The organism is Kitasatospora sp. NPDC056327 (genome assembly GCF_042261735.1).
Classification (GTDB): domain Bacteria; phylum Actinomycetota; class Actinomycetes; order Streptomycetales; family Streptomycetaceae; genus Kitasatospora.
This window is the reverse complement of the sequence record NZ_JBHJRC010000143.1, coordinates 1-20,156: the sequence shown is the minus strand read 5'-3', so window position 1 is coordinate 20,156 and position 20,156 is coordinate 1. Positions and strand designations below refer to the sequence as shown.

Below are 20,156 nucleotides of genomic sequence, written 5' to 3'. Positions count from 1 at the left end.
GCCCTCCCGCCGCGTGCGGGAGGGCCGGCCCCTCGGCTTCTCCGCCGTGACTCCGGTCACATCGGCTTGAACCTCACACCGGTGTCAGCTCCTACGCTCGTCCCGACGCACCGGACCAGCCGAGGAGAGCACCCATGAACGCCGGCCACCCCCAGCCCGCCGACGGCGGGAACGACTACAACCGCCGGGTGATCACCGAGTTCCGGACCGCGGAGGGCCTGGTCGGCGGCGACTTCGCCGGCAAGTCCCTGCTGCTGCTCACCACCCGCGGCCGGCGCAGCGGTGAGTCCCGCACGACCCCCCTGGTCTACCTGGAGGACGGCGGCCGGGTGATCGTCTTCGCCCTGAACGGCGGCGCTCCGGCCGACCCGGCCTGGTACCGCAACCTCTCCGACGCCCCCGAGGTCACCGTCGAGCTCGGCCCGGACACCTTCGCGGCGCGGGCGGTCCCGCTCGACGCGGACGAGCACGAGGCGGTCTGGACCCGGCAGATCGCGATCGAGCCGTTGTTCGGCGACTGGCGCGCCCGGTCCGGCCGGGTCGTCCCGCTGGTGGAGCTGCGTCCGGCGGCCTGATCGCGGCCCCGCCGCGGCCCGAGCCGGGAGGTCCGGTTCCGGCTACCCCTTAACCTTCCCGAGAGTCGCCCTTAAGGTGTCCCCGAGGGAGGCAAGGGGAGGGGGCGGGTATCGTGCGCACACCGAGGTCGGGGGCCTTCCCCCTGGCGTTGCTGGTCGGGGTGACGACCGGCGCGCTGCTGTCCCAGCTGTTACCCGCTCCGGAGGAGATCGGCGGGCGCTCGGTGTCCCTGCCGGCCGCGCCGGACCGGGCCGTGGCGGACCTGCCGGCACTCCCGGGACCGCCCGTGCCCGCGCCGGAGGCGCCCGGCGGCGGAGGCACTCCCGCCGAACCGCCCGGCCCCGCCGAACCCGCCGTTCCCGCCGGGCCGGACGCCTCCGCTCCGGCGGAGCCCGGCGGGCCGGAGACGGGCCCGTCCGCGCCCCCGGCCGCGCCGACGCCGTCCGGCCGGCCGCCGACCGCGCCCACCACTCCCCGGCCCGGGACCGCGCCTGGCCGGGGACCGTCCCTCGGGCTGGTCTCCGCCGAGGTGCAGCCGGGCACGGCGAAGAGCACCGCCACCGCGCCGCCGGCCGGACCGCCCCCGGCGGGCGGCTCCGCGGGGGCGGCGGGCACGGGAACGGCGGGCTCCGGGTCCACCGGCGCGGGGACGGCCGGTGCCGGGTCCGCGGGCGCCCAGGCACCGGCCGTCCCGGCCCCCGGTCCCACCCGGACGCCGCAGGCCGCGGCGTCCACCGCGCCCCCGGCCGGCGGCAGTTCCTTCGGCCCCGCGCAGGTGCGCCCCTCCCCGAGCCCGTCGGCGACGCTCTCCGAGGAGGAGTACTGGCGGCGGGCCGAGGCCTGCTGGGCGGCGGCCGAGACCGACCCGACCCTCGACTGCCCGACCTCCTGACCGCCCGGGGCCGGTCCGCGGTGCCCGGGGCCGGTCCGGAGCGCCGGCGGCCCCGGACTCGGGCGAGTCCGGGGCCGTCGGGCGGTGCGGGCGGGGCGGGCGGGGCGTCAGATGTGGACGGCCGGCCCGGCGTCGGTGGTGCCGCGGCGGGTCAGCAGCCCGAGCAGGGCGGCGGCGAAGGCGACCACCGCGGCGACCGCGAAGGCCAGCGACATGCCGCTGACGAAGGAGTCGTGGACGGCCCCGGCCATCGCGTCGACCGCCTGCTGCGGGGTGCCGGCCGGGGCGGGCGGGGCGATTCCCAGCTGGGCGGCCAGGTTGAGGCCCTCGCTCGCGGCCGGGTCGACCGGCGGCAGCCCGGCCCTGTCCCAGTTGCCGGGCAGCACGTCGGTGACCCTGGCGGCCATCAGCGCGCCCAGCACGGCGGTGCCGAGGCTGCCGCCGACCTGCATCGCGGACTGCTGGAGGCCGCCGGCGACGCCGGAGAGCTCCATCGGGGCGTTGCCGACGATGACCTCGGTGGCGCCGACCATGACCGGGCTGATGCCCAGGCCCATCAGGACGAACCAGAGCGCCATCACGCCGTTGCCGGACCCGGCGTCCAGGGTGGACATGCCGAACATCGCGACGGTGGTGATCAGCATGCCGGCCACGATCGGGATCCGCGGGCCCAGCTTGCCGATCGCGATGCCGGCCACCGGCGACCCGATGATCATCATGCCGGTCATCGGCAGCAGGTGGACGCCCGCCTGCACCGGCGACATCCCGTGCACGTTCTGCAGGTAGAAGGTGACGAAGAAGATCGCGCCGAAGAACGAGAAGGCCATCAGCGCCATCAGCAGGGTGCCGGCCGACAGCGGCACCGAGCGGAAGAGGCCGAGCGGGACCAGCGGTTCCCGGGCCACCCGCTGCCAGAGCGCGAAGGCGGTCATCAGCACGGCCGCGCCGCCCAGGAAGAGCAGCGTGGCGGCGTCGCCCCAGCCCCACTCGGGGGCCTTGATGATGCCGAAGACCAGCGCGAACATCGCCGCCGAGAGCAGCGCGATGCCCGGGACGTCGAAGGACCTGGCGACGTTCCCGGCCCGCACGTCCCTGAGGATCCACAGGCCCAGGGCCAGCGCGACCAGACCGACCGGGATGTTGATGAAGAAGACCGACTCCCAGTTGACGTGCTCGACCAGCAGGCCGCCGACGATCGGGCCGGCCGCGGTGGAGGCGCCGATGACGCCGCCCCAGATGCCGATCGCCATGTTGAGCCGCTCGGCCGGGAAGGCGCCGCGCAGCAGACCGAGCGCGGCCGGCTGGAGCAGCGCACCGAACAGGCCCTGGAGGACGCGGAAGGCGATCACCGTCTGGATGTTCCCGGCGAAACCGATCGCCGCCGAGGTCACGGCGAAGCCCGCCGCGCCGACCAGGAAGGTGTTCTTGTGACCGAACCGGTCGCCGATCTTGCCGGCCGTGATCAGGAAGACCGCGAGGGCGAGCAGGTAGCCGCTGGTCACCCACTGGATCTCGGAGGGCGCGGCGTCGAGGTCGGCCTGGATGACCGGGTTGGCGATCGCGACGATGGTGCCGTCCAGGGCGACCATCATCACGCCGACGGCGACGGTGAGCAGGGTCAGCCAGGGGTGTCCCTGGAGGCCCCTCCCGGCCGGTGAGGTGCCGGGCGGCGGGGTGTCCGCCGTGGCGCTCTTGGTGAGGGACTGGCTCATCTGGGCCCTCCGGGGGGCTGACTGCGAGCGGACGTGGAGGTGGCGCCCCGGCCCACCCGTCCCCACGAGTGCCCGGCCCGACGGACGCCACTCCGGCAGATTATGTCAGCCACTGACATTCGGCAAACGCTGCCTTGTGCACCTAACTGCCATTTGTCAGAGGGCTACAGTAGCCTCCGGAGTCACCAGCCCGACCCCCCTCCGGAAGGCCCCCGCCATGGCCGCTCAGCCCGCTTCCCCCGCCCCCGCCCCGGAGCCCGGACTGCGCGCGCGGAAGAAGCAGCGCACCCGGGACGCCCTCATCGAGGCGGCCCACCGGCTCTTCCTCGGCCAGGGCTTCGCCCACACCACCGTCGACGAGATCGCCGGCGCCGTCGACGTCTCCCAGCGCACCTTCTTCCGCTACTTCGCCAACAAGGACGAGGTCGCCCTCGCCGTCCTGGCCGAGGCCGAGGACCACTTCATCGAGCTGCTGCGCGACCGCCCCGCCGAGGAGAACCCGCTGCAGGCGCTGCGCGCCGCGATCTCCGGCGCCTGGCGCCAGCGGGCCACCGACCGGCCGGACGGGCCCGACGCCGGGCCGTGCTCGGTGACGGCCGCGCTGGAGCTGATCCGGATGATCGAGAACACCCCCGGCCTGCTCGCCTCCCACCTGCGCCGGGCCGCCGAGCAGGAGCAGGTGCTGATCCAGGTGATCGCCGAGCGCGAGGGCCTCGACCCCGCCGAGGACCTGCGGCCCGCCGTCCTCGCGGCGGCCTTCGGCGGCGTGCTGCGCGCCGCGCACATGTCCTGGAGCGCCGACCAGGAGGACACCGGCCCGGACGGCATGGCCGCGCTGATCGACCGCCACCTCGCACTGCTCGGCCCGGCCCTGGTCGGCGACTGGCGCGCCCAGGGCTAGGGCGTGTCCTGCGGATCACTGCCGGGCCCGCGACGCCGGGGCCTGTCCGACAGGATCCACCGGGCACCGCGCGTGCCCGGCCGCGCGGTGCGCCGGACGCTCCCCCGGGGTATCGGTGCACCGCCCGGGCGTCATACCCGGGTAGTACGCCGGACCCGGGACCGGGGTGGGACGCCCGGGCCACCGGGCCGCCCTAGGCTGACCGGATGACCGAGCCACTCACCGGGCCTGCCCCGGGCGGCCCGGTGCGCGCGCTGCTCCGCCCGCTCACCCGCCCGTCCGCCGACCACGCCCCGCTGCTCGCCCAGGCCTCCCGCCGCTGGGTCCGGGCACTGCCGTACGTCCTCGCCCTCGCCGCGGTCGCCGCACTGCTGCCGACCACGATCAACGTGCTCGTCCAGGACTACGGGGTGGACGCGGGCCTCGCCGCCGGCCTCGCGGTCGCCCAGACGGTGCCGCTGCTGCTCGCCGTCACCCGGCCGCTGCCCGCCTGGTGGATGACCGGCACCACCGCGCTGCTGATCGCGCCACCGCTCCTCGCCGCCGGGTCGGGCCCCGCCCCCGACGGGGCGGCCGGCCCCTGGCCGTGGCCGCCACCCGCCCTGGTGGGCTACCTGCTGCTGATGCTGACGCTCGCCCTGCGCGAGTCCCGGCGCACCCTGGTGGCGGTCTGGGCGGTCACCACCGCGGCCGGCCTGGCGCTCTCCGTGCTCGGCGCCGCCGGGGAGTTCGGCGGCGACAACAGCCTGCTCACGGTGGCCCTGACCGGCGCCGTCCTGGTGCTCGGCGGGGCGCTGCGCGAGCGCGCCGAGGCCCGCCGTCTGCTCGCCGAGCAGGAGCACATCAGCGAGGCCGAACGCGAGCGGCGCACCCTGCTGGAGGAGCGCGCCAGGATCGCCCGCGAACTGCACGACGTGGTCGCCCACCACATGTCGGTGATCGCCGTGCAGGCGGCCAGCGCGCCGTACCGGATCACCGGCGTCCCGGCCGAGGCCGCCGAGGAGTTCACCGCGATCGCCGGCACCGCGCGCGAGTCGCTGGCCGAGATGCGGCGCCTGCTCGGGGTGCTGCGCAGTGAGGAGTCGGGCGGCGAGACGGCGCCGCAGCCGGGCGTCGGGCAGCTCGCCCAGCTGGTCGACACGGTCCGCCGGGCGGGTGTGTCGGCCGAGCTGACCCTCGCCCCGGAGCTGACCGACGACGTGCTGCCGCCGGCCGTCGGTCTCTCGGTCTACCGGATCGTCCAGGAGGCGCTGGCCAACGTGGTCCGGCACGCCCCCGGGGCCGCCGCCTGGGTCTCGCTGGCCGTCGCCGACGCCTCCCTGCTGGTCACCGTGGTCAACGCGGCCCCGCCCGTGCGGGCCGAGTCGCTGGAGGCCTCGGCCGAGGGCACCGGCCAGGGGCTGGTCGGGATGCGCGAGCGGGTGCGGCTGCTGGACGGACGGCTGGACACCGGGGCGCTGCCGGACGGCGGTTTCAAGGTGGCCGCCGTACTGCCGTTCGCCCGCTTGGCGGATACTCGGTCGGACGACAGCCGGCCGCCCGGCGCCGCGCCGGAGGAGCCGGACGGGCCGGCGGCCGCACCGTAGCGCCCGGGGAGAACACCGTATGACCATCCGCGTGATCATCGTCGACGACCAGGCGATGGTGCGGGCCGGATTCGCCGCCCTGCTGAACGCGCAGAGCGACATCGACGTGGTGGGGGACGCCCCGGACGGCGCCCAGGCCCTGGAGGTGAGCGGCCGCACCCACCCGGACGTCGTGCTGATGGACGTCCGGATGCCCGTCATGGACGGCCTGGAGGCGGCCCGCCGGCTGCTGGACCCGGCCGTGCCCGGCGCGCACCGGCCCAAGGTGCTGATGCTCACCACCTTCGACGTGGACGACTACGTCTACGAGGCGCTGCGGGCCGGCGCCAGCGGCTTCCTGCTCAAGGACGCGCCCCCGGCCGACCTGATCGCCGCCGTCCGGGTGGTCGCGGCCGGGGAGGCGCTGCTGGCCCCCTCGGTGACCCGCCGGCTGATCGAGGACTTCGCCCGGAACCGGCCGGTCCGGCGCCGGGACCCGAAACTGCGGCTCAACGGGCTGACCCCGCGCGAGACCGAGGTCCTGGAGCTGATCGCCCGCGGCCTGTCGAACCAGGAGATCGCCGCCCGGCTGGTGCTCGCCGAGCAGACCGTGAAGACCCACATCGGCCGGATCCTGGCCAAGCTGGGCCTGCGCGACCGCGCCCAGGCGGTGGTGCTCGCCTACGAGTCCGGCCTGGTGACGCCGGGGCAGTGAGCCGTTCCCCCGGCCCCCGGTGGGGTTCTCCCCCGGGGGAGAACCCCCTGATACCCGGGTAGCACCCGGGAGTTGGCTCCGCGGAGTGATGTCCGCGGGGCCGACCCGTTCCTACCGTCCTTCCCGTCGGAGCCGAACGGGCGAGGGAGAGACGGGACATGACGAGGAACGGGATCAGCCGCCGGCTGGCCGCCGCCGCGCTGGCGCTGGCAGCCGTGCTGGGGGCGGGCGGCTGGGCCGCCGGCGGCGAGCGCCCGGTGACCGGCCCGCCGCCCGGGACGGCCGCCTGGCTCGCCGACACCACCCTCGGCCGGCCGCTGCCCGACCCCGCCGCCGCCCGTCCCGCCGAGGTGGCCGCCTTCTTCGAGCCGCTGCCGCCCGCCGCCCGGGAGTCGCTGGCCGTCCGCCACCCGCTGGTGGTCGGCAACCTGGACGGCGCGCCCGTCGAGCTGCGCTACCGGGCCAACGCCCGGGCGATCGCCGAGGAGCGCGAGCACGCCCTGGCCCGGGCCGCCGACCCGGCGCTCACCCCGGAGGACCACACCGCCGCCCGGGAGCGCGCCGAGCGCTACCGCACCCTGCTCGACGACGCGGCGCCCGGCGGGCCGCGCCGGTTCCTCGCCTTCGACCCGCGCGGCCGGGGGCTGGTCGCCGAGGTGTTCGGCGACCTCGCCGGGGCCGCGCGCACCGCGGTCGTCGTCCCCGGCTCCGACATCGACCTGCGCACCTTCGACCGGGCCGGCGACCCGCTGGGCACGCCCGTCGGGATGGCCGGGGCGCTGCACGGGGCGACCGGCGGGCGCACCGCCGTGATCGCCTGGGCCGGGTACACCACCCCGGCCGGGCTGGGTCCGGACGCCGCGACCGAGACCCTGGCCGGGGCCGGCGCCGAGCGGCTGACCCGGCTGCTCGACGGACTCGCCGTCAGCACCCGCCCGGAGGCGCCGGCCACGGTGTTCTGCCACAGCTACGGCTCGGTGGTCTGCGGCCTGGCCCGGCCCGGCCCGCGGCAGGCCTCCGGCGTGGTGGTGCTCGGCTCGCCGGGCCTGGGCGTCGGCTCGGCCGCCGCCCTCGACCCGGGCGTCCCGCTCTGGGCCACCGCCCGCAACGGCTCCGACTGGATCGGCAACGTGCCGTACGTCCGGCTGTTCGGCCTCGGCCACGGCGCGGACCCGACCGACCCGGCCTTCGGCGCCCGGCCGTTGCCGTCGACCGGCTCGCACGGCCACACCGGCTACTTCGCCCCGGGCACCGCCTCGCTGGCCGCCTTCGCCGGCATCGCCCTCGGCCGCTGACCCGCGCCGCCCGTCACCACCACCGGCGCCGCCACCAGCCGTCACCGCCACGCCACCGCCGCCGCCATCACCGCCGCCATCACCGCCGCACGCCGCGAACGGAGACCCCGTCATGCCCAGTTCCCTGCTCGCCCCCCTGCACCGGGCCGCCCGCACGGTGGACGCCCGCACCCCCGCCGACCGCGACCGCGCCCTGGACGGCCTGCGCGCGATCGCCCTGCTCGCCGTCCCGGCCGGCCACTGGCTGCTCGGCGGCTTCACCCTCGACACCGCGGGCGCCCTGCACAACGCCAGCCCGCTCTCCTCCCCCGGCCTCGGTTTCTTCGCCCCGGCCAGCTGGGTGCTCCAACTGCTGGGCGTGTTCTTCCTGGTCGGCGGCCACTCCGCGGTCCGCTCGCTGGAACGGGCCCGGGCCCGGGGCACCGGAGTCGCCGGCTGGCTGCGCGGCCGGGTGGTGCGGCTGCTCCGCCCGGTGCTCGGGGTGGCCGCCGTCTGGGCGCTGCTGGTCCCGCTGCTGCCCCGGCTCGGGGTCCCGGCCGGCACCGTCCGCACCGGCTCGACGCTGGTGGTGCAGCCGCTCTGGTACATCGGCGTCTACCTGGGCCTGACCGCGCTCACCCCGCTCTGCGCGGCCTTCGCCCGCCGGGCGGGCGGCTGGTCGGCGGGCGTGCTGCTCGCCGCGGTCGCCGTCGTGGACCTGCTGCGCTACGGGCCGTGGGCGGAGTCGGTGCCGTCCTGGGTCGGGCTGCTGAACATCCTGCCGGGCTGGCTGTTCGCCTATCAGCTGGGCGTGCTCTGGGCCGGGGGCCGGCTGGGCCGGCCGGCGGCGCGGCTGCTGCTGGTGGGCGGCGGGGCGCTGTTCGCCGTGCTGCTGCTGGTCTTCCACTACCCGGCGTCGATGGTCGGCGTGCCGGGCGCCGGGCGCACCAACTCGCACCCGCCGTCCCTGCTGGTCCTGGCGCTGGCCGCGGTGCAGTGCGGCGCGGCGGTGCTGCTGCACGGGCGGTTCGGCCGGCTGCTGACCCGCCGTCCGCTGCTCTGGCTGCCGGTGGTGGCGGTGAACCTCTCCGCGATGACGATCTTCTGCTGGCACCAGAGCGCGATGCTCGCGGTCGCGGTGCCGGGGGCGGCAGCCTTCGGCGCGGTGCCGGGACTGACGGTGGCGCCGGACTCGCTCGGCTGGGTCGCGCTGCGGCTGGCGCTGCTGCCGCTGTTCGGCGCCGCACTGATCGCGATCGGACGGTTCACCCGCCGGTTCGACGGCCCGTGGACGGCGTTCTCCCGCCCGGCCCGGGCGGTGGCCGGCGCCGGGGCGGCGTTCTTCGCGGCGTACGCGCTGGGCGTGGTCTGAAACCGGGGTAACCCGCTTGCGGCACCCGCCCCGCCGAACGCACTGCCTCCGCATGCGAACCAATACCCGCCGTGATGGCCTGTGACCGTCGGCGACCGGGCGACGCCCTCGCCGGCCGGTCCCCCCGCGCCCGCCCGGAGTCAGAGCCCCGGACGGCCCCCTGTCCGAGGAGTTCCATGCCCCCGTCCCCGCCGCGGCCCGGCCGCCCCGACGCACTGGAGCGCGGCGACCGGGAGCTGTCCCAGTGGACCTCGCTGAACGGCGTCGCCGCGGTGAACTGCTTCCTGCCCGTCCCGGACCGCCTGCGGGTCGGCGGCCGGAGCGAGTACTGGGTGTTCCACGGCGACGTCTACCGCCGGATCTCGGTGGCGGACGGCAGCGGCCACCCGGACCGGCTGGTCGACGGCTCGCGCACCGTCTCGGCCTGGAACTCGCTGCTCTGAACCGGGCCGGCGCGCCCCGCCCGCCGCCCCCGCGGCCCCCCGGCCGCGGGGCGGAGAGGTCTCCGCGCGAACGATCAGGACGCGTCCGGGTCACCCCCGGTTCATGTGATCCATCCCACAGTTTAAGGCGGGCCCGGTACCCCTCCGGGGCCCCTAGGCTTGCGCTGGAAAGTTGGCAGTCGTACCACCCTCCGGGCCCCGTCCGGGATCGGTGACGGGACTCTCTGGGAGTTGAGGCGATGCGCCGTCGACGGTGGAAGCACATCCTGATCGGCGCCTTCGCGGGTGCCGCCGTCCTCGCCGATGCCGGCGCGGCGGCCGCCCAAGCCGCCGCCGCCACCGAACAGTTGGCCATCTCCACACCACCGGCCGGCAGCGCCGCCTGGGTCGAGGACCACTCCTACGGGCACGACCTGCCCGACCCGGCCACCACCGCCCCGGCCGCCGCCGCCGAGTTCTTCGGCCGGCTCGCCCCCGCCGAACTGGACCGGCTGGTCGAGGCCTACCCCCTGGTGGTCGGCAACTTCGACGGCGCCCCGCTCGCCGTGCGCTACCGGGCCAACCGGGTGGCGCTGGCCGCCGACCGCGACCACGCCCGGGCCCGCGCCGCCGACCCCCGGCTCACCCCGGAGCAGCGCGCGCTCGCCGTCTCCCGGGCCAACGACGTACAGAGCCTGCTCTCCCCCGGCCGGCAGATCCTGGCCTTCGACCCGCGCGGCCGCGGGCTGCTCACCGAGGTCTGGGGCGACCTCGGCGGCGCCGACCGGGTCGCGGTGCTCGTCCCCGGCTCGGACGCCGACCTCGGCCACTTCGACCAGGCCGTCGAACCGCTGCGCTCCCCCGCCGGGATGGCCCGCGCGCTGTACCGGGAGGAGGGCCGGCAGGCCCCCGGCACCCGGACCGCGGTGATCGCCTGGACCGGCTACGTCACCCCCTCCGGCCTCGGCCCGGACGCGGTCACCTCCCGGCTCGCCGACGTCGGCGCGCCCCGGCTGCGCCGGCTGCTCGCCGGGCTCAAGGAGACCACCCGCCCCGAGGCCCCGCCCGCGCTGTTCTGCCACTCCTACGGCTCGGTGGTCTGCGGCACCGCCGCGCCGGACATCCCCCGGGCGGCCGCCTCCCCGTCCGACACCAGCGGGGTCACCGACGTCGTGGTGTTCGGCTCCCCCGGCATGGGGGTGGAGGACACCGCGGAACTGGGCGGCGGGGTGCACCTCTGGGCCACCCGCAACGAGACCGACTGGATCGGCAATGTGCCCTACCTGGAGGTCGGCGGGCTCGGCCACGGCGCGGACCCGACCTCGGCGGAGTTCGGCGCCGAGCGGATCTCCTCGGCCGGCTCCTCCGGCCACAACGGCTACCTCGCCACCGGCACCGACAGCCTGCACAACTTCGCGGCCGTCGCGCTCGGCGCGTACCGGGACGTGCTCCGGCCCGCCCCGGAGGCCTGACCGGGCCCCCTCGGACCCCGCCCCGTCGGCCGGTACCGCACCGCCCGCCGCCGCTCCCGTCGTCGCCCCTCCTGCCGCCGTGCCGCCCGCCGCTCCGTCACCTGCCGTCCTGGTAGAGCCGGACGGCGTCGGCGGCGGCCCGGCCCAGCTCCCGCCGCGCGGCGGGCGGGGAGAGCACCTCGGCGTCCGCGCCGAACGCCAGCAGCGCCCGGACGGCGGGCAACGCCGGGAAGCCGAGGACGAGTTCGACCCACTCCTCGGGTGCGCCGCCGCCGCTCTCCGGCGGCGGCGCGGTGAGCCGGGAGCCGTGGATCCGGACGAACATGTCCAGCCGTGCGCGCCGTACCCGCACCCGCACGGCCAGCTCCACGGGCAGCCGCTCCACCTGCTCCCGCAGCACCGCCCAGGCCTCGCCCAGCGCCACCCCCGGCCGCCGCCGGACCGGCTCCTCGGCGGTCTCGGCGGACAGCACCCGGTCGGCCCGGAAGAGCCGCGGCTCACCGTGCAGATCGGCCACCAGGTACCAGACCGCGGCCTTGCTCACCAGGCCGTACGGGTCCACGGTGTACTCCACCGGGGCGGGCGCGCCGCCGTGCCGGTAGCGCAGCCGCAGCCGGCGGTCGGCGAACACCGCGTACTGGAGCTCGCCCAGGTCCGGCCCCGGCGGCGCACCGGCCTGCAGCCAGCGCGCCGGATCCACCAGCACCCGCTCGCTGATCCGTTCGGCGCCGGGCCGGTGCGGGGCCGGCAGCGCGGCCATCACCTTGCGCAGCGCCGACCCGAGCGCGCCGTCCAGGCCGAGGTCGCTGTGCGCGCCCTGGGCGGAGAGCACGAACAGGGCACGCGCCTCGTCCGCGGTCAGACCGCTGACGTCGGTGCGGTAGCCGGGCAGCAGGCTGATTCCGCCGTGCCGGCCGCGCTCGGTGTACACCGGCACGCCGGCCGCCGAGAGCGCCTCGACGTCGCGGTAGATGGTGCGGACCGACACCTCCAGCCGTTCGGCCAGTTCGGTGGCGGGCACCCGGCCGCGGGTCTGGAGCAGCAGCAGGATCGAGAGCAGGCGGTCGGCCTTCATGTCCCGAGGATCCCAGAAAACCTGACGATGGTTGTCAGGTTTTACCGGGAGATTGCCTCCCGACCGGAAAACCCTCCGCACCACGGGAGTCGACGCCAGATGGACACCACCCAGGACCCGCGCCCGCTGTACCTGCTCGCCCTCGACCAGTTGGAGAAGCTGTTCGCCGAGGCCGGACCGGAGCACCTGGACCGGCCCACCCCCTGCCCCGCGTACGACCTGCGGGCCCTGCTCGGCCACGTGGTCGGCGGCATCCACCGGCTCGCCTACGTGGGCGAGGGCGGGCGCAGCGAGGACGTCGTGGCCGCGACCGGCGACCAGCCCGACGACGGCTGGCCGGCCGCCCTCGGCCGGGCCCGGGCCCGGGTGACCGCCGCCTGGGCCGAGGACGCGAAGCTGGACCGGCCGGCCGCCGCCCCCTGGGGCGAGGTGCCCGGCCGCGCCGCGGTCGGCGGCTACGTGCTGGAGACCGTCACCCACTCCTGGGACATCGCCCGCGCGCTCGGCACCGCCCTCCCGCTGGACGAGCGCCTGGCCGAGGCGGCGCTGGCGGTCGCGCTGGCCGTGGTGCCGGCCGAACCGCGCGGCGGCGCCGTCCCGTTCGGCCCGGTCCGACCCGCCCCGGCCGGCGCCGGCGCCGCTGCCCGGCTCGCCGCCCACCTCGGCCGCGAGGTCTGACGCATCGCTAGTGCGTCGGCGCGCACTGGCTGAGCCGGCCGTTGTACGCGTCGATCTTGTGGTCGAGCACGGCCAGCGTCGCGTGCAGGTCCGCGATCTGCTGCCGCACCCCCTCCCGGTGGGCGAGCAGCAGGTCGCGCCGCGCCGCCGAGGTCCGCTCGCCCTCCCGGGCCAGCTCCACGTACCGCAGCATGTCCGCCACCGGCATCCCGGTCAGCCGCAGCCGCCCCAGGAAGGCCAGCCGGTGCAGGTCGGCGTCGCAGTACCGGCGCTGGCCGGAGGCCGAGCGGTCCACCGGGTCGAGCAGGCCGATCCGCTCGTACCAGCGCAGGGTGTGCGCGGTCAGCCCGCTGGCCGCCGACACCTCGCCGATGGTGTGGCGGGGCGTCCGGTCGGCCTCGCCGACCGGTTCCCGGAACACCTCGTGGCAGCTGCGCAGCCGCCCGGCCTCGAAGGATGCGAGTACGGTCATGGTCTGTCCCCCCGGTGACGAGCGCTGAGCGTTGCCCACCCGGCAAGCCTGCCATCCCGCGGGGCCGCGCGGCCCGGTTAGAGTCGGGCCCCATGGAGAGCTTGCGGAAGATCGAGACCTGGCAGGTGCCGCACGCGGCCGCCGCCGTCGTACGGGGCGCGGACGGCGCCGTGCTGGGCACCCACGGACCGCAGGACCACCTGTTCCCGCTGGCCTCGGTGACCAAGCTGCTCACCTCCTACGCGGTGCTGGTCGCGGTCGAGGAGGGCGTCTTCGAGCTGGACGACCCGGCCGGGCCGGAGGGCTCGACCGTCCGCCACCTGCTGGCCCACACCTCGGGCCTGGCCTTCGACGAGCACCGGGTGATGGCCGCGCCCGGCAACCGGCGGCTCTACTCGAACGCCGGTTTCGACGTGCTGGCCCGGACCCTGGAGCAGGCCGCCGGCATCGAGTTCGGCCGCTACGCCGCCGAGGCCGTGTTCCGGCCGCTCGGCATGCACGCCACCCTGATCAACACCGCGCACCGCGCCCCGGCGGGCGCGGGCGGCCTCTCCACGGTCGCGGACCTCACCCGGTTCGCCGCCGAGCTGCAGGCGCCCAGGCTGCTCGACCCGGGCACGCTGCGCGCCGCCACCCGCGAGGTCGCCTTCCCCGGCACCAGCGGGGTGCTGCCCGGCTTCGGCCACCGCCGGCCGAACGACTGGGGCCTCGGCTTCGAGATCCGCGACGGCAAGGCGCCGCACTGGACCGGCACCGCCAACTCCCCCGCCACCTTCGGGCACTTCGGCCAGTCCGGCACCTTCCTCTGGGTGGACCCGGAGGCCGGCGCGGCCTGCGTCGCGCTCACCGACCGCGACTTCGGCCCGTGGGCCGCCGAGGCCTGGCCGGTCCTCGGCGACGCGGTGCTCGCCGAGCTCGGCGGCCGGTAGCGGGTCAGCCGTACGAGACCGGCGAGTGCATCTCCCAGAGGAGCAGCTCCGCGCCGGCCCCGCCGGCCGTCGGCGCCGCGAAGGCGTCCCCGGTGATCCGCACGCTGTCGCCGGGGACCATCGAGCGTCCCCCGCCCTGCGGCCCCGGCACCGTGCGGTAGCCGAGCGACCCGACCGTGAGGTGGGCGTAGCGGTAGGCGGCGGCCGGCAGCGGGGGCAGCGGCTGCCACGGACCGGCGGTGACCAGCCACAGGGCGGCGTCGGCGCGCCGCAGCCGCAGCGCCCCGGTCCCGGCGTCGCGCTCCGTCCCGGAGGCGAGCAGCGTCAGCCCGTCGGCCGCGCGCTCCACCGCGCGCAGCCCGTAGACGGGGGGCGCGTCGAAGGTGTCCGGCTGCAGCCACATCTGGACGAAGCGGACCGGGCCGTCCGCCCCGCCGACGTTGCGCTCGGTGTGGGTGACGCCGGAGCCGGCGCCGAGGTGCTGGAGCATGCCGGGCCGGACCACCCCGCTGTGCCCGTGCGAGTCCCGGTGGGCGAGCGCGCCCTCCAGCACCCAGGTGAGGATCTCGGTGTCGCGGTGCTTGTGCTCGTCGAACCCGGCGCCGGGGGCGAGGAGCTCCTCGTTGCACGCGAGCAGCGCGCCGAAGTGCGTGTTCCTCGGGTCGTAGTGCCCGGAGAAGGAGAACGCGTGGCGGGTCTCGACGCCCTCGGCGGGGGTCGAGCGGTAGCGCTCGGCGGTCCGGCGCAGGTCGGCCCGGGGGCGGGCGGGGGCATCGGTCACGCCGACCACCGTAGCCTGCCGGCGGGCCCGGCCCGGGGCGCCGCGGACCCGGCGCCGGCGGTCGTCCGCCCGGTGCCCCGGCCGCCGGCCACCGGCCTCCGCCGGGCCCTGTGCACGAGCAGTCACTCCGGTGAGGCAGTCTTGTCCCTGTGCCAGCCGCTTCCGCGAACTCCAAGAGCGACCCGACCGCCGACCCCGACAAGGGCGGGAAGAGCCCGACGCCCGGCGCCGGGAGAGACCGGCCCGGACGGGCGGCACCGCGCCTGACCGCGCAGGAGCGCCGGCTCGCCGCCGAACGCGCCGAGCGGCGGGCCGCGACCCTCAAGCGGCTGGAGAAGTCGTCGGGCAAGCTCGCCTCGGCCGCGATCGCCCGGATGGACGACCAGCTCGGCTGGTACCGGCGGATGCCGCCGGAGCACCGTTCCTGGATCGGTCTGGTCGCCCAGGCCGGCATCGCCGCGTTCACCGAGTGGTACCGCAAGCCGGACACCCCGCAGGCGATCTCCACCGATGTCTTCGGCACCGCGCCGCGCGAGCTGACCAGGGCGATCACCCTGCGCCAGACCGTCGAGCTGATCCGCACCACCATCGAGGTGATGGAGGAGGCCATCGAGGAGGTGGCCGCCCCCGGCGACGAGGCCGACATGCGGGAGTCGGTGCTGGTCTACGCCCGGGAGATCGCCTTCGCCACCGCCCAGGTGTACGCCCAGGCCGCCGAGGCCCGGGGCGCCTGGGACGCCCGGCTGGAGGCGCTGGTGGTGAACTCGCTGCTGTCCGGCGACGCCGACGAGGGCGTGCTGTCGCGGGCCGCCGCACTGGGCTGGGGCCAGCCGAGCCAGGTGCGGGTGGTGATGGGCTCCGCCCCGGACGGCGACAGCGAGCTGGTGGTCGAGGCCATCCGCCGGGCCGCCCGGTACGCGAAGCTGCACGTGCTGACCGGGGTGCTGGGCAAGCGCCTGGTGGTCGTGGTCGGCGGCGAGAAGGAGCCGGTGCACGCGGCCCGGGCGCTGATCGGCCAGTTCGCGCCGGGCCCGGTGGTGGTCGGCCCGACCGTCCCGGACCTGCTGTCGGCGACCCGCTCGGCGCACGCCGCCGCGGCCGGCCTGCGGGCCTGCGCGGCGTGGCCGGACGCCCCGCGGCCGGCGCTGGCGGACGACCTGCTCCCGGAGCGCGCGCTGGCCGGTGACCAGGCGGCCCGGCGCCAGCTGGTGGAGGAGATCTACACACCGCTGGACGAGGCCGGCTCGGCACTCCTGGAGACCTTGAGTGTCTACCTGGAACAGGCCTCGTCGCTGGAGGGAGCCGCCCGGATGCTCTTCGTCCACCCCAACACGGTGCGCTACCGGCTCCGACGTGTGACCGACGTCACGGGCTACGCTCCCTCCGACGTGCGTTCGGCCTTCACCCTGCGTATCGCACTGGCGCTGGGGCGGCTCACGGCCGCCGGAGAGTCAAGCTGACCACGCTGTAGGGACCTTACAATCCCGGATGCTTTTCTTCGTTACCGTCGCCTACCCGCCCCCGGGCGCCTGGCGAGAGAGGGTTGAACCGTGCTCGTAATCGTCGCCCCTGGACAGGGTGCTCAGACCCCCGGATTCCTCAGCCCCTGGCTGGAGCTCGACGGTGTCGCCGACCGCCTGCGGGGCTGGTCGGAGGTCGCCGGGCTCGACCTCGTGCGCGCGGGCACCGAGGCGGACGCCGAGGAGATCAAGGACACCGCCGTCGCCCAGCCGCTGCTGGTGGCCGCCGGCCTGGTGACCGCGCGTGCGCTGTTCCCGGACGAGGACGCCGCCCGCGCGCTGGTCGGCGCCGTGGCCGGCCACAGCGTCGGCGAGATCACCGCCGCGGCCGGCGCCGGCGTGCTGAGCGCCCGTGACGCGCTGACCTTCGTCCGCGAGCGCAGCCTGGCCATGGCCGAGGCCGCCGCGGCCACCGAGACCGGCATGCTCGCGGTGCTCGGCGGCGACCCGCAGGCGGTCGCCGACAAGCTGGCCGAGCACGGTCTGACCGCGGCCAACAACAACGGCGGCGGCCAGATCGTCGCGGCCGGCACCCTGCCGCAGCTGGACGCGCTGCGCGAGGACCCGCCGGCCGGCGCCCGGCTGATCGCACTGAAGGTCGCGGGCGCGTTCCACACCGTCCACATGGCCCCCGGCGTCGAGCGGCTGGCCAAGCTGGCCCCGGGCCTGCCGGTCGCCGACCCGAAGGTCGCCTACGTCTCCAACCAGGACGGCGCGGTCGTCGCCTCCGGCGCCGAGGTGCTGGACCGCCTGGTGTCGCAGGTCTCCAACCCGGTCCGCTGGGACCTCTGCATGGAGACCCTGCGGGAGCTGGGCGCCACCGCCGTCATCGAGCTCGCCCCGGCGGGCACCCTCACCGGACTGGTCAAGCGCAACCTCAAGGGCGTGGCGACGCTTGCCCTCAAGACCCCCGCCGACCTGGACCGGGCCCGCGAGCTCGTCGCGGAGCACGGCGGTCAGGAGCAGGAGCAGCAGGCATGAGCGACACCCATCGGATCCGCCCGGTCACCGGCGCCCAGTACTCACGCATCCACGGCGTGGGCGGCTACCGCCCGGTCCGGGTGATCCCCAACGCCGAGGTCCTGACCTGGATCGACTCCTCGGACGAGTGGATCCGCACCCGCAGCGGGATCGCCGAGCGCCGCTGGGCCGGCCCGGAGGAGTCGGTCGCCGAGATGTCGGTGCAGGCCGCCGGCAAGGCGATCGCCCAGGCCGGCATCGACCCGTCCCGGATCGGCGGCGTGATCGTCGCCACGGTCTCGCACCTCAAGCAGACCCCGGCCGTCGCCACCGAGATCGCCGAGCGGCTCGGCTGCGGCACCGCCCCGGCCTTCGACATCTCGGCCGCCTGCGCGGGCTTCGGCTACGGCCTGGGCCTGGCCGACGGCATGGTCCGCGGCGGCAGTGCCGAGTACGTGCTGGTGATCGGCGTGGAGCGGCTCAGCGACCTGACCGACACCTCGGACCGCTCGACCGCGTTCATCTTCGGCGACGGCGCCGGCGCCGCGATCGTCGGCCCGTCCGACATCCCCGGCATCGGCAAGGTCGTCTGGGGGTCGGACGGCTCGCAGCGCGACGTCATCTCCCAGACCCAGGCCTGGGACACCGCCTTCGCCAAGCCGGACGCCGTCAACGGCGCCGGCGAGGAGCTCAAGTGGCCGGCCCTGCGGATGGAGGGCCAGACGGTCTTCCGCTGGGCGGTCTGGGAGATGGCCAAGGTGGCCCAGCAGGCGCTGGACGCCGCCGGGGTCACCGCCGACCAGCTCGGCGCCTTCATCCCGCACCAGGCCAACAACCGGATCACCGACGCGATGATCAAGGCGCTCAAGCTGCCCGAGTCGGTGCCGGTCGCCCGCGACATCGCGGAGACCGGGAACACCTCGGCGGCCTCCATCCCGCTGGCGATGGAGCGCATGCTGGAGAGCGGCGAGGCACGCAGCGGCGACCTCGCTCTGATCATCGGGTTCGGGGCGGGTCTCGTGTACGCCGCGGCAGTCGTTACGCTCCCCTAGGCGTTTTCGCCCGATCCAACCCGCAAAACCCGCGTCCGTCCGCCGGGCGGCCGCATTCAACACCGAAGAGGAGCAGCCAGTATGGCTACCAAGGACGAGGTCCTGGAAGGTCTCGCCGAGATCGTCAACGAGATCGCCGGCATCCCGACCGAGGACGTCGAGCTCGACAAGTCCTTCACCGACGACCTGGACGTCGACTCGCTGTCCATGGTCGAGGTCGTCGTGGCCGCCGAGGAGCGCTTCGACGTCAAGATCCCGGACGACGAGGTCAAGAACCTGAAGACCGTCGGCGACGCGGTGGACTACATCCTCACCCACGCCTGAGCGGTCGACTCGTTCGACGCCTGACATCGGCCGGCTCCCACCGGGTCGGCCGACCCGCCGGCCGGGACGCCCCACCGGGCGCCCGGCCGGGCTCACCTTCGGCCCGCCGCCGACCCCCCGCACAAACGTGAGAGAAGAAGATCCAGTGACCGTTGAAAACCGTACCGTGGTCGTCACGGGTATCGGCGCCTTCACGCCGCTGGGCGGCGACGCCGCCACCACCTGGGAGAACCTGCTCGCCGGGCGCTCCGGGGTGGCAGCCCTGACCGAGGAGTGGGCCGCCGATCTGCCCGTGCGGATCGCCGCGCGCACCGCCGTGGAGCCGGGCGAGATCCTGCCCCGCCCGCTGGCCCGCAAGCTCGACCGCTCCGCGCAGTTCGCGCTGATCGCCGCCCGCGAGGCCTGGGCCGACGCCGGTTACGAGACCCCGGCCACCGACGAGTCCTCCAAGCTGGCCCCGGAGCGCCTGGGCGCCGTGATCGCCTCCGGCATCGGCGGCGTGACCACCCTGCTCGACCAGTACGACGTGCTGAAGGAGAAGGGCGCCCGCAAGGTCTCCCCGCACACCGTCCCGATGCTGATGCCCAACTCCCCGGCGGCCAACGTCGGCCTGGAGGTCGGCGCCCGCGCGGGTGTGCACACCCCCGTCTCCGCCTGCGCCTCCGGCGCCGAGGCGATCGGCTACGCGATCGAGATGATCCGCAGCGGCCGCGCCGACGTCGTGGTGGCCGGCGGCACCGAGGCGGCGATCCACCCGCTGCCGATCGCGGCGTTCGCCAACATGATGGCGATGTCCAAGAACAACGACGAGCCCGAGCGCGCCTCCCGCCCGTACGACAAGGGCCGGGACGGCTTCGTGCTGGGCGAGGGCGCCGGCGTGGTCGTCCTGGAGTCCGTGGAGCACGCCGAGGCCCGCGGCGCCCGGATCTACTGCGAGGCGGTCGGCCAGGGTCTGTCCTCGGACGCCCACCACATCGCCCAGCCGGAGCCGACCGGTGCCGGCGTGGCCCGCGCGCTGGCCGACCTGTTCGACCGCAACCAGCTGGACAAGGCCGAGATCGTGCACGTCAACGCGCACGCCACCTCGACCCCGCAGGGTGACACGGCCGAGCTGAAGGCCCTGCGCAAGGAGCTGGGCGAGGACCTCGACCACATCGCGGTCTCGGCCACCAAGTCGATGACCGGCCACCTGCTGGGCGGCGCCGGCGGCATCGAGACGGTCGCCACCGTGCAGGCCCTGTACCACCGCCTCGCCCCGCCGACCATCAACGTCGAGGAGCTGGACGACGACGTGGACGCGGACATCGTGCGCGGCGAGCCCCGCAAGCTGCCCGAGGGCCCGATCGCGGCGCTGAACAACTCGTTCGGCTTCGGCGGCCACAACGTGGTGCTGGCCTTCCGCACCCGCTGACCGCTCCCGTCCCCGGACGCGCCCGAGGGGCCGGCACCCACCTGGTGCTGTCT

Annotated in this window: 20 protein-coding genes; 16 read left to right on the top strand and 4 right to left on the bottom strand. The window is 75.9% G+C overall.

Annotated elements, in window-relative coordinates; translation table 11 throughout:
* Nucleotides 1-134 precede the first annotated feature (134 nt).
* Both ACFCX4_RS20995 and ACFCX4_RS20990 read left to right on the top strand, forming a co-directional pair.
* Complete coding sequence (locus ACFCX4_RS20995) at nucleotides 135-575, top strand: nitroreductase/quinone reductase family protein (RefSeq protein WP_376144577.1); 441 nt, start codon at nucleotides 135-137, stop codon at nucleotides 573-575.
* A 113-nt stretch (nucleotides 576-688) separates the two neighbouring features.
* Nucleotides 689-1,468, top strand: coding sequence for a hypothetical protein (locus ACFCX4_RS20990; protein WP_376144575.1), 780 nt, complete (start codon nucleotides 689-691; stop codon nucleotides 1,466-1,468).
* A gap of 107 nt (nucleotides 1,469-1,575) precedes the next feature.
* On the opposite strand, the gene ACFCX4_RS20985 is transcribed toward ACFCX4_RS20990, so the two are convergent.
* Nucleotides 1,576-3,180 (bottom strand): MFS transporter, encoded by a 1,605-nt coding sequence (locus tag ACFCX4_RS20985; RefSeq protein ID WP_376144573.1) that lies wholly within the window; start codon nucleotides 3,178-3,180, stop codon nucleotides 1,576-1,578.
* Between the two features lie 217 nt (nucleotides 3,181-3,397).
* On the opposite strand from ACFCX4_RS20985, the gene ACFCX4_RS20980 reads away from it, so the two are divergent.
* The 7 genes from ACFCX4_RS20980 to ACFCX4_RS20950 all read left to right on the top strand — a co-directional run bounded on the left by ACFCX4_RS20980 (nucleotide 3,398) and on the right by ACFCX4_RS20950 (nucleotide 10,901).
* Nucleotides 3,398-4,081: a TetR family transcriptional regulator gene (locus ACFCX4_RS20980; protein WP_376144571.1), complete on the top strand. Its 684-nt coding sequence runs from the start codon at nucleotides 3,398-3,400 to the stop codon at nucleotides 4,079-4,081.
* A gap of 206 nt (nucleotides 4,082-4,287) precedes the next feature.
* On the top strand, nucleotides 4,288-5,667 hold the full coding sequence (locus ACFCX4_RS20975) for a sensor histidine kinase (protein WP_376144569.1): 1,380 nt from the start codon (nucleotides 4,288-4,290) through the stop codon (nucleotides 5,665-5,667).
* 19 nt (nucleotides 5,668-5,686) lie between these two features.
* Nucleotides 5,687-6,361 carry a response regulator gene (locus tag ACFCX4_RS20970; protein WP_376144567.1) on the top strand — a complete coding sequence of 225 codons (675 nt, stop codon included), beginning with the start codon at nucleotides 5,687-5,689 and terminating at the stop codon, nucleotides 6,359-6,361.
* Nucleotides 6,362-6,519: 158 nt separating this feature from the next.
* Entirely contained in the window at nucleotides 6,520-7,656 is a 1,137-nt protein-coding gene (locus tag ACFCX4_RS20965; protein WP_376144565.1) for an alpha/beta hydrolase, read from the top strand.
* A gap of 112 nt (nucleotides 7,657-7,768) precedes the next feature.
* On the top strand, nucleotides 7,769-9,007 hold the full coding sequence (locus tag ACFCX4_RS20960; protein ID WP_376144564.1) for an acyltransferase: 1,239 nt from the start codon (nucleotides 7,769-7,771) through the stop codon (nucleotides 9,005-9,007).
* A gap of 176 nt (nucleotides 9,008-9,183) precedes the next feature.
* Nucleotides 9,184-9,450, top strand: coding sequence for a hypothetical protein (locus tag ACFCX4_RS20955; RefSeq protein ID WP_376144562.1), 267 nt, complete (start codon nucleotides 9,184-9,186; stop codon nucleotides 9,448-9,450).
* 239 nt (nucleotides 9,451-9,689) lie between these two features.
* Nucleotides 9,690-10,901 carry an alpha/beta hydrolase gene (locus ACFCX4_RS20950; RefSeq protein WP_376144560.1) on the top strand — a complete coding sequence of 404 codons (1,212 nt, stop codon included), beginning with the start codon at nucleotides 9,690-9,692 and terminating at the stop codon, nucleotides 10,899-10,901.
* A 97-nt stretch (nucleotides 10,902-10,998) separates the two neighbouring features.
* On the opposite strand, the gene ACFCX4_RS20945 is transcribed toward ACFCX4_RS20950, so the two are convergent.
* Nucleotides 10,999-11,976, bottom strand: a complete 978-nt coding sequence (locus tag ACFCX4_RS20945) for a helix-turn-helix transcriptional regulator (RefSeq protein ID WP_376144558.1) — start codon at nucleotides 11,974-11,976, stop codon at nucleotides 10,999-11,001.
* Nucleotides 11,977-12,075: 99 nt separating this feature from the next.
* Between ACFCX4_RS20945 and ACFCX4_RS20940 the strand changes: the two genes are divergently transcribed.
* Nucleotides 12,076-12,654 carry a TIGR03086 family metal-binding protein gene (locus tag ACFCX4_RS20940; RefSeq protein ID WP_376144556.1) on the top strand — a complete coding sequence of 193 codons (579 nt, stop codon included), beginning with the start codon at nucleotides 12,076-12,078 and terminating at the stop codon, nucleotides 12,652-12,654.
* A 7-nt stretch (nucleotides 12,655-12,661) separates the two neighbouring features.
* Here ACFCX4_RS20940 and ACFCX4_RS20935 read toward each other — a convergent pair whose 3' ends face one another.
* On the bottom strand, nucleotides 12,662-13,126 hold the full coding sequence (locus ACFCX4_RS20935; RefSeq protein ID WP_376144555.1) for a MerR family transcriptional regulator: 465 nt from the start codon (nucleotides 13,124-13,126) through the stop codon (nucleotides 12,662-12,664).
* A 92-nt stretch (nucleotides 13,127-13,218) separates the two neighbouring features.
* On the opposite strand from ACFCX4_RS20935, the gene ACFCX4_RS20930 reads away from it, so the two are divergent.
* The gene (locus ACFCX4_RS20930; protein WP_376144553.1) at nucleotides 13,219-14,055 is read left to right on the top strand and encodes a serine hydrolase domain-containing protein; all 837 of its coding nucleotides are present in this window, start codon (nucleotides 13,219-13,221) and stop codon (nucleotides 14,053-14,055) included.
* A 4-nt stretch (nucleotides 14,056-14,059) separates the two neighbouring features.
* Here ACFCX4_RS20930 and ACFCX4_RS20925 read toward each other — a convergent pair whose 3' ends face one another.
* Nucleotides 14,060-14,836 (bottom strand): pirin family protein, encoded by a 777-nt coding sequence (locus ACFCX4_RS20925; protein ID WP_376144551.1) that lies wholly within the window; start codon nucleotides 14,834-14,836, stop codon nucleotides 14,060-14,062.
* A 263-nt stretch (nucleotides 14,837-15,099) separates the two neighbouring features.
* On the opposite strand from ACFCX4_RS20925, the gene ACFCX4_RS20920 reads away from it, so the two are divergent.
* The 5 genes from ACFCX4_RS20920 (at nucleotide 15,100) to fabF (ending at nucleotide 20,103) form a co-directional block, all read left to right on the top strand.
* Nucleotides 15,100-16,296 carry a PucR family transcriptional regulator gene (locus tag ACFCX4_RS20920; protein WP_376144579.1) on the top strand — a complete coding sequence of 399 codons (1,197 nt, stop codon included), beginning with the start codon at nucleotides 15,100-15,102 and terminating at the stop codon, nucleotides 16,294-16,296.
* Nucleotides 16,297-16,386: 90 nt separating this feature from the next.
* A complete protein-coding gene (locus tag ACFCX4_RS20915) occupies nucleotides 16,387-17,337 on the top strand; it encodes an ACP S-malonyltransferase (RefSeq protein ID WP_376144549.1) in 951 nt (316 codons plus the stop codon).
* Nucleotides 17,334-18,368, top strand: a complete 1,035-nt coding sequence (locus ACFCX4_RS20910; RefSeq protein ID WP_376144547.1) for a beta-ketoacyl-ACP synthase III — start codon at nucleotides 17,334-17,336, stop codon at nucleotides 18,366-18,368. Before ACFCX4_RS20915 ends, ACFCX4_RS20910 begins: the two co-directional genes overlap by 4 nt.
* An 81-nt stretch (nucleotides 18,369-18,449) precedes the next feature.
* Nucleotides 18,450-18,692, top strand: coding sequence for an acyl carrier protein (locus tag ACFCX4_RS20905; RefSeq protein WP_350546381.1), 243 nt, complete (start codon nucleotides 18,450-18,452; stop codon nucleotides 18,690-18,692).
* A gap of 145 nt (nucleotides 18,693-18,837) precedes the next feature.
* A complete protein-coding gene (fabF, locus tag ACFCX4_RS20900) occupies nucleotides 18,838-20,103 on the top strand; it encodes a beta-ketoacyl-ACP synthase II (protein WP_376144545.1) in 1,266 nt (421 codons plus the stop codon).
* Nucleotides 20,104-20,156: the final 53 nt, after the last annotated feature.

What these genes read in the sequence shown, in the direction of transcription:
- ACFCX4_RS20955 (WP_376144562.1), top strand. Translation starts at nt 9,184, where the DNA reads ATGCCCCCGTCCCCGCCGCGGCCCGGCCGCCCCGACGCACTGGAGCGC.
- ACFCX4_RS20930 (WP_376144553.1), top strand. Translation starts at nt 13,219, where the DNA reads ATGGAGAGCTTGCGGAAGATCGAGACCTGGCAGGTGCCGCACGCGGCC.
- ACFCX4_RS20970 (WP_376144567.1), top strand. Translation starts at nt 5,687, where the DNA reads ATGACCATCCGCGTGATCATCGTCGACGACCAGGCGATGGTGCGGGCC.
- ACFCX4_RS20935 (WP_376144555.1), bottom strand. Translation starts at nt 13,126, where the DNA reads ATGACCGTACTCGCATCCTTCGAGGCCGGGCGGCTGCGCAGCTGCCAC.
- ACFCX4_RS20985 (WP_376144573.1), bottom strand. Translation starts at nt 3,180, where the DNA reads ATGAGCCAGTCCCTCACCAAGAGCGCCACGGCGGACACCCCGCCGCCC.
- ACFCX4_RS20975 (WP_376144569.1), top strand. Translation starts at nt 4,288, where the DNA reads ATGACCGAGCCACTCACCGGGCCTGCCCCGGGCGGCCCGGTGCGCGCG.
- ACFCX4_RS20950 (WP_376144560.1), top strand. Translation starts at nt 9,690, where the DNA reads ATGCGCCGTCGACGGTGGAAGCACATCCTGATCGGCGCCTTCGCGGGT.
- ACFCX4_RS20960 (WP_376144564.1), top strand. Translation starts at nt 7,769, where the DNA reads ATGCCCAGTTCCCTGCTCGCCCCCCTGCACCGGGCCGCCCGCACGGTG.
- ACFCX4_RS20965 (WP_376144565.1), top strand. Translation starts at nt 6,520, where the DNA reads ATGACGAGGAACGGGATCAGCCGCCGGCTGGCCGCCGCCGCGCTGGCG.
- ACFCX4_RS20980 (WP_376144571.1), top strand. Translation starts at nt 3,398, where the DNA reads ATGGCCGCTCAGCCCGCTTCCCCCGCCCCCGCCCCGGAGCCCGGACTG.
- ACFCX4_RS20945 (WP_376144558.1), bottom strand. Translation starts at nt 11,976, where the DNA reads ATGAAGGCCGACCGCCTGCTCTCGATCCTGCTGCTGCTCCAGACCCGC.
- ACFCX4_RS20905 (WP_350546381.1), top strand. Translation starts at nt 18,450, where the DNA reads ATGGCTACCAAGGACGAGGTCCTGGAAGGTCTCGCCGAGATCGTCAAC.
- ACFCX4_RS20995 (WP_376144577.1), top strand. Translation starts at nt 135, where the DNA reads ATGAACGCCGGCCACCCCCAGCCCGCCGACGGCGGGAACGACTACAAC.
- ACFCX4_RS20940 (WP_376144556.1), top strand. Translation starts at nt 12,076, where the DNA reads ATGGACACCACCCAGGACCCGCGCCCGCTGTACCTGCTCGCCCTCGAC.
- ACFCX4_RS20910 (WP_376144547.1), top strand. Translation starts at nt 17,334, where the DNA reads ATGAGCGACACCCATCGGATCCGCCCGGTCACCGGCGCCCAGTACTCA.